Source organism: Blautia acetica (genome assembly GCF_038739805.1).
Lineage (GTDB): Bacteria > Bacillota > Clostridia > Lachnospirales > Lachnospiraceae > Blautia.
Map to the genome: position 1 here is coordinate 1 of NZ_JBBEWO010000054.1, position 823 is coordinate 823.

1 protein-coding gene is annotated in these 823 nt (G+C 38.0%); it reads left to right on the plus strand.

From position 1 onward, the window contains the following. Positions 1-175: 175 nt before the first annotated feature. Positions 176-631, plus strand: a complete 456-nt coding sequence (gene tnpA, locus WBS51_RS15160) for an IS200/IS605 family transposase (RefSeq protein ID WP_016438399.1) — start codon at positions 176-178, stop codon at positions 629-631. The last annotated feature ends 192 nt before the right edge of the window (positions 632-823 follow it).

An 823-nucleotide genomic window follows, 5' to 3' on the forward strand; every position in this document is an offset into this window, starting at 1 on the left:
ATGTGGACTTTAGTCTGTTTCGCCCATTGGAGTTTTTCGTTGATCCGAAAAATGGAGATGGGCGAAACAATAATCCACCCGCTATGCGGGTGCGCGTCGATTGTTATACAAAAAAATTACCTTTCCGTGTACAATAAAGTTGTTCAGGCTATATTGTAGAAAGGAAAGGTAATTTATGGCGAAGAAAGAATATTCACTCGCACATACAAAATGGATGTGCAAATATCACATCGTCTTCACACCAAAGTATAGACGAAAAGTAATTTATAATCAATATAAAGCGGATATCAGAGATATTATAAAACAATTGTGCAGTTATAAAGGTGTTGAAATAATTGAAGGACATCTGATGCCAGATCATATTCATATGTTAGTAAGTATTCCCCCGAAGATAAGCGTATCTTCATTTATGGGATATCTAAAAGGTAAAAGTGCACTTATGATATTTGATAAACACGCAAATTTAAAGTATAAATTTGGAAATCGTCATTTCTGGGCGGAGGGATATTATGTTAGTACAGTCGGATTAAATGAGGCAACAATAAAAAAATATATCCAAGAACAGGAAAAGCATGATATTGCAATGGATAAATTAAGTGTAAAAGAATATGAAGACCCTTTTAAGGGGTAATGCCAAGTAGTAACAATACCCCTTAAGGGGTAGCGACGAGTCAAGAGCAATATGGCTTGAACGGAGCTGTGGGAAGGATGTGTAAACAGAATTCCCATAGCCGAAAGAGAAAGCCAGCGCCTTGAGACGCTGGCCTAGTAACAAGGGCTTATAGCCCTAGAGCAAACCACCCGTTGGACGGGTGGTCATGAT

Coding starts and splice junctions, on each gene's coding strand:
- tnpA (WP_016438399.1), top strand. CDS start 176: ATGGCGAAGAAAGAATATTCACTCGCACATACAAAATGGATGTGCAAA.